Here is a 6,134-nt window from a genome sequence, read left to right as displayed (position 1 = left end):
GACACTGGTGCGCGAGATGAGTATTCTAAGGCGCTTGAGAGAACTCAGGAGAAGGAACTCGGCAAATTGACACCGTAACTTCGGAAGAAGGTGTGCCCTATTAGTGTGTAGTGAACAACGAAGCATGAATGGGTTGCAAAAAATCGGTGGCTGCGACTGTTTATTAAAAACACAGCACTCTGCAAACACGAAAGTGGACGTATAGGGTGTGACGCCTGCCCGGTGCTGGAAGATTAAATGATGGGGTGCAAGCTCTTGATTGAAGTCCCAGTAAACGGCGGCCGTAACTATAACGGTCCTAAGGTAGCGAAATTCCTTGTCGGGTAAGTTCCGACCTGCACGAATGGCGTAACGATGGCCACACTGTCTCCTCCTGAGACTCAGCGAAGTTGAAATGTTTGTGATGATGCAATCTCCCCGCGGAAAGACGGAAAGACCCCATGAACCTTTACTGTAGCTTTGTATTGGACTTTGAACAGATCTGTGTAGGATAGGTGGGAGGCTTTGAAGCAGGGTCGCTAGATCTTGTGGAGCCAACGTTGAAATACCACCCTGGTGTGTTTGAGGTTCTAACCTAGGTCCATTATCTGGATCGGGGACAGTGCATGGTAGGCAGTTTGACTGGGGCGGTCTCCTCCCAAAGCGTAACGGAGGAGTTCGAAGGTACGCTAGTTACGGTCGGACATCGTGACGATAGTGCAATGGCATAAGCGTGCTTAACTGCGAGACTGACAAGTCGAGCAGATGCGAAAGCAGGACATAGTGATCCGGTGGTTCTGTATGGAAGGGCCATCGCTCAACGGATAAAAGGTACTCTGGGGATAACAGGCTGATACCGCCCAAGAGTTCATATCGACGGCGGTGTTTGGCACCTCGATGTCGGCTCATCTCATCCTGGGGCTGTAGCCGGTCCCAAGGGTATGGCTGTTCGCCATTTAAAGAGGTACGTGAGCTGGGTTTAAAACGTCGTGAGACAGTTTGGTCCCTATCTTCCGTGGGCGCTGCAGATTTGAGGAAGCCTGCTCCTAGTACGAGAGGACCGGAGTGGACACACCTCTGGTGTATCGGTTGTCACGCCAGTGGCATTGCCGAGTAGCTAAGTGTGGAAGAGATAACCGCTGAAAGCATCTAAGCGGGAAACTCGTTTCAAGATGAGATCTGCCGGGGCCTTGAGCCCCCTAAAGAGTCGTTCAAGACCAGGACGTTGATAGGTCAGGTGTGGAAGCGCAGTAATGCGTTAAGCTAACTGATACTAATTGCTCGTGCGGCTTGACCCTATAACTTTGATCAGTCAGATCAAGGTGTTATGCCAAGTTGACGCATTCAAAATACATTCAAAACAGCGCAGATATTGCGTGCTGATTCCAAACTCTATGAATTCGTTTGATTGATCACGTGATCAGTCAGACAACAAGTTATGCCTGATGACCATAGCGACGTGGTACCACTCCTTCCCATCCCGAACAGGACAGTGAAACGCGTCAGCGCCGATGATAGTGCGGGTTCCCGTGTGAAAGTAGGTCATCGTCAGGCTCTTACAGCCAGGAAAAGCCCAACACGGTGTGTTGGGCTTTTTTCTTTGCAGCTTTGAAAAAGCGCGTCATCTTCCGGTGACGCGCTTTTTTTATTCCAGCAGGCAAAGATCAGATATTGCGGATGCCTGCGGAGTCCATCTCGGCCGCCCCTGCGCCGATCAGCTCGTGCAAGACATCCTCGGCCAATTGCGCCAAATCCGCATCGGCAAAGAAACGCGAACGAACGATATCCAGATATGGCGTGCTGCGAACCCAGGCTTTCCAGTCGTCAAGGGCGATGGACTGCACTTCCAGCAGCTTGAACTTCATGAGCACCTTGATGGCGTGTCGTGCATGCTTCACGGGATCGCGCTGAAGACCCTCGAGCCGGCGGCGCGCCGTGGCCAGTGCCCTGCCGACTTCGCCGAAGACGCGGCCGTGTCCTGGGATCACCTGCAGCGGCCCCAGTCTCTCGATCCGGTCCAGCGTCGCAGCCAGATCGCCGAACGATGGTTCGCCCGCAAGTTCAGGAAAGGCAACGCCAAAGCCGTTCTCCCACAGGGCATCCGCCGAGATCAGCGTCCGTGAAACGGGATCGAAGAGGATGATCGAGTGGGGATCGTGGCCAGGCGCGCAATGCACCTGCCACGGGCTGCCGCCGAGCATGCATTCGGTCCCTGGCTGCAAGAGGCCGGTGAACCGGAACCGCGGACAGGTCTGTCCCGTCGCAAGAAAACTCAGACCGCGCTCATCCCACCGTTCCACCAGTGCCGCCTCGCCGGGTGGAATCTCCGTGCGGATCGCCGGGTAGCGCTGCTGCAGGGCCGCATTGCCGCCGCAATGGTCGCTGTGCAGATGCGTATTCACGATCCGGTCGAGCGGCCGGGTTCTCAGCGCCGATTCGACCAGCGCCAAGGTCTGATCGGAATGCGTGGTGTACCCGGTGTCGACCAGCGCGGTCTCGCCGGCCCCGATGAACAGGATGTTGTTCGACGACAGCCAGCCGCGCTCGAAGACCACGAGATTCGCCGGCAGCCCGGCCGCGGCGCGGTCGTTCATTCAGGCGCCCGCGCTGGTGCGCAATTCGCGCCGCAGTATCTTCCCGACATTGGTCTTTGGCAGCGAGTCGCGGAATTCGATGTGCTTGGGCCGCTTGTAGCCGGTGAGCTGCCCATTGCAGTATTGCAGCACGGCCTCCTCGGTGAGCGCCGCATCCTTGCGAACGACAAAAACCTTGATCGCTTCGCCCTGCTTTTCGTCCGGCACACCAACGGCCGCGCACTCGACGACGCCGGGACACAGCGAAATGACATTCTCCAGCTCGTTCGGAAAGACGTTGAAGCCGCTCACCAGGATCATGTCCTTCTTGCGGTCGACGATGCGGCTGTAGCCATCCTCCTGCATGACAGCAATGTCGCCGGTGCGCATGAAGCCATCAGCCGTGAAGGCTGCGGCGGTCTCGGCGGGCTGGTTGTAGTAGCCGGTCATGACGTTGGGCCCCTTGATGCAGAGCTCGCCTGGCGCACCGACGGGCAGGGAGTTGCCTTCGTCGTCCTTGATGGCGATCTCGATGCTCGGCAGCGGCAAGCCGATGGTGCCTGTGAAGCTGGTGTTCGACACCGGGTTGTTGGTGCCGATCGCACAAGTCTCGCTCATGCCCCAGCCTTCGATCATCGGGCAGCCGGTGGCCTCGAACCATCGCCGCGCCGTGCCCTCGGAGGCGGCCATCCCGCCCGCCTGCGAGACGAACAGCGTGGAGAAGTCGATCGACTTGAATCCGGGATGCATCAGCAGCGCATTGAAGAGCGTGTTGACCGCGGGCAGCATGTGGAAGGGACGCTTCTTGAGCACCGCGATGAACTTGTCGAAGTCGCGCGGATTGGGGATCAGCGTCATGTGCGAGCCCTGGCGGATGACCAGGAGGCAGAGCGTGAGCGCGAAGATGTGATAAAGCGGCAGCGCCGCGATGCTGTTGACCTTGGACAGGTCGCCCGCCCGCGACAGCGCCGGCGTGAACCAGGCTTCCGCCTGCAGCGTGGCCGCGACGATGTTGCGGTGGGTCAGCACCGCGCCCTTGGACAGGCCCGTGGTGCCGCCGGTGTACTGCAGGAATGCGATCGAATCGAGCGTGCTCTGATCCGGCGCCAGCGCGCGCCCGCGTCCTTCCTCGATGACCTTGGAGAAAGGCGTGACGCTGCGGCCGTTGCCCAGGGGCAGCTTGTACGGTGGAACCATCTTCGCGAGGTGGCGGACCGCCACGGTGATCCAGGCGCCATAGAGCCCGCCGAGCAGGTCGCCCATCGAAGTGACGACCACGTGCTTGACCGGTGTGCGCTCGATCACCTGTTCCAGCGTCGCGGCGAAGTTCTCGAGGATGACGATGGCCGTGGCGCCCGAATCCTTGAGCTGGTGCTCGAGTTCGCGCGCCGTATAGAGCGGATTGACGTTGACGCAGGTGTAGCCGGCGCGCAGCACGCCGCACATCGTGACGGCGAACTGGGGCACGTTGGGCAGCATGATGGCGACCCGCGCGCCGGGCTCCAGGCCCAGCGACTGCAGCCACGCGCCCAGGGCCTTCGACAGGGTGTCGAGCTCCCCATACGACATCCAGCGTTCCATGCAGACCGAGAACGGCCGCTCGGCATGGCGGGCGAAGGCCTCGTCGAACATGTGGGGCAGGGACCGGTACTGCCCGGGGTCGATCTCGTGCGGCACGTCGGCCGGGTAGTTCTGTCGCGCGGATGTCTGCATGCAAGCTCCTTTTGCGCGGATTGTGGGAGCCAGACACGCTCAGCCGCCAGCGGGCTTGTCCTAGGAGCAGTGCATGCGCTGTCGCGCATGCGATAGTGCACGGCAGCGCATGCTTGCCGCGGCAGTCAGTCCCCGTGGGGAGCGACTTCAGGCTTGGCCAGGCTCGCCCGGCAGCAGCACTCCGGCCGGAATGTCGGGCAGGGCGTCGAGCGCCTGGTAGAGCGGCGTGAAGTCGGGTGCCGTGAGGTCGAAGAGCTGCGCGAAGCTCTCGATCACGAAGTAGTTGCTCTGGTAGGTGTCGATCTTGTAGCGCGTGCGCATGGTGCGCAGCAGGTCGAGCGGCAACCGGTGCGGCTCGCCGCTGCGTACGGCATGCTGCAGTTCGCCGACGGAGCTCAGGATGCCGGCGCCGTATGCGCGCAGGCCGTCGGGCTGGCGGATCAGGCCGAACTCGACCGTGTACCAGTAAAGCCGCGCAAGCTTCTCGCCCGCACCGAGCTCATGCGCCTTGATGCCTCCCTGGCCATAGCGTTGCACATAGTCGGCAAAGACCGGGTCGAACAGCATCGGCACATGGCCGAACAGGTCGTGGAACACGTCGGGCTCGACGATGTAGTTGAACTCCTCGGGCTTGCGGATCCAGTCGGTCACCGGAAACTTGCGGTTCGCAAGCAAGGTGAAGAACGGCAGCTCGGGAATCAGCCCCGGCACCGCCACGATTTCCCAGCCGGTGGCGCGGCGCAGCCGCTCGTTGATCTCCTCGAAGCGCGGAATGCGGTCCTTCACGCCCAGCAGCGGCAGCGCCTTGATGAATGCGTCGCAGGCGAGGCCCGGCAGCTGCGCGGCCTGCCGTTCGTAGAGCCGCTTGTAGGTCTCGTGGTCGGCCGGCGTGTAGCTGGCCCAGTCCTGCGGGCAGGTGTAGTCTGCAAGCACCGCCCCGCCGCGCGAGTAGTCGCCGCGCGGCGGACGGTCCGAAGCGCCGTAGACGGCGGGCGTGACGACAGCGGCTGCTGCAGGGGTGTCCATGGGAATGCTCTCTCCGTTTACTTGAGCCAGCGGTTCATCACGCGCTGGAAGTCGCCGCCGGCTTGCTGCAGGTGCAGCCATTGGTCGACGTACGCCTTGAAGGCCACGTCGTCGCGCGGCAGCATCCAGGCCATTTCGCCGTATTGCAGCGGCTTGTCGGGGTTGATCGCGCACAGGCCCGGCTTGAGCTTCTGCTGCGTGATGGCTTCGGCCGATTCGGTCACGAACACGTCGGCGCGGTTGGCCAGGATCTCGTCGAAGATCGTCACGTTCTCGCCGTGCAGCGTGAGCTTGGCCTGCTTGAAGTTGGCGCGCGCAAAGCGCTCGTTGCTGCCGCCCGGATTGAAGATCACCCGGGTGGAAGGCTTGTCGATGTCGGCCACGCTCTGGTACTTGGCGACATCGGCGCAGCGCGCAATGGGCGCCTTGCCGTTCACCATGTAGGGCGCGCTGAAGAAGGCGCGCTTCTGCCGGTCGGTGGTCACGGAAACACCGCCCACGGCGATGTCGCACTTGCCGGCGCTGAGGTCGGGCAGCAGGTTGGCCCAGGTGGTCTTGACCCATTCGGGCTTGGCGCCGAGGCTGGCGCTGAAGCCCGCCATGAGATCGACGTCGATGCCCTCGAACGAGCCGTCGGCCTTCTGGAAGCTGAAGGGCTTGTAGTCGCCCGGCGTGCAGATGCGCAGCGCCGCAGCCTTTTGCACCGTGTCGAGGTGCGAGCCGGCCGCGGGGGCAGCCGGCGCCATGGCGCAGCCCGAAAGAAGAACAGCGGCGGCTGCTGAGGTGAGGGTCAAGCCGATCGAGAACGTGCTGCGCATGGAGGCTCCTGGCCAGTGAAAAGGG

The 6,134-nt window shown here is 61.5% G+C and carries 4 protein-coding genes and 2 rRNA genes (1 of these 6 cut by a window edge); 2 read left to right on the top strand and 4 right to left on the bottom strand.

Features of this window, described 5'->3' with window-relative positions; translation table 11 throughout:
• Window positions 1-1,277: ribosomal RNA gene (locus tag EJO66_RS10490) — 23S ribosomal RNA — on the top strand; it begins 1,596 nt to the left of the window's first position.
• Between the two features lie 143 nt (window positions 1,278-1,420).
• Window positions 1,421-1,533 (top strand): 5S ribosomal RNA (rrf, locus tag EJO66_RS10485).
• Between the two features lie 110 nt (window positions 1,534-1,643).
• On the opposite strand, the gene EJO66_RS10480 is transcribed toward rrf, so the two are convergent.
• From EJO66_RS10480 to EJO66_RS10465, 4 genes are all read right to left on the bottom strand, one after another.
• Window positions 1,644-2,573, bottom strand: coding sequence for an MBL fold metallo-hydrolase (locus EJO66_RS10480; protein ID WP_125965240.1), 930 nt, complete (start codon window positions 2,571-2,573; stop codon window positions 1,644-1,646).
• Window positions 2,574-4,265, bottom strand: coding sequence for an AMP-binding protein (locus EJO66_RS10475; RefSeq protein WP_124958814.1), 1,692 nt, complete (start codon window positions 4,263-4,265; stop codon window positions 2,574-2,576).
• A gap of 147 nt (window positions 4,266-4,412) precedes the next feature.
• Window positions 4,413-5,291 carry a phenylalanine 4-monooxygenase gene (phhA, locus tag EJO66_RS10470; protein WP_125965239.1) on the bottom strand — a complete coding sequence of 293 codons (879 nt, stop codon included), beginning with the start codon at window positions 5,289-5,291 and terminating at the stop codon, window positions 4,413-4,415.
• 17 nt (window positions 5,292-5,308) lie between these two features.
• A complete protein-coding gene (locus EJO66_RS10465; protein ID WP_124958812.1) occupies window positions 5,309-6,109 on the bottom strand; it encodes a transporter substrate-binding domain-containing protein in 801 nt (266 codons plus the stop codon).
• Window positions 6,110-6,134 lie beyond the last annotated feature (25 nt).

The sequence above is a fragment of the Variovorax beijingensis genome (assembly GCF_003951285.1).
GTDB lineage: Bacteria > Pseudomonadota > Gammaproteobacteria > Burkholderiales > Burkholderiaceae_C > Variovorax > Variovorax beijingensis.
This window is presented reverse-complemented; position numbering and strand designations above follow the sequence as displayed.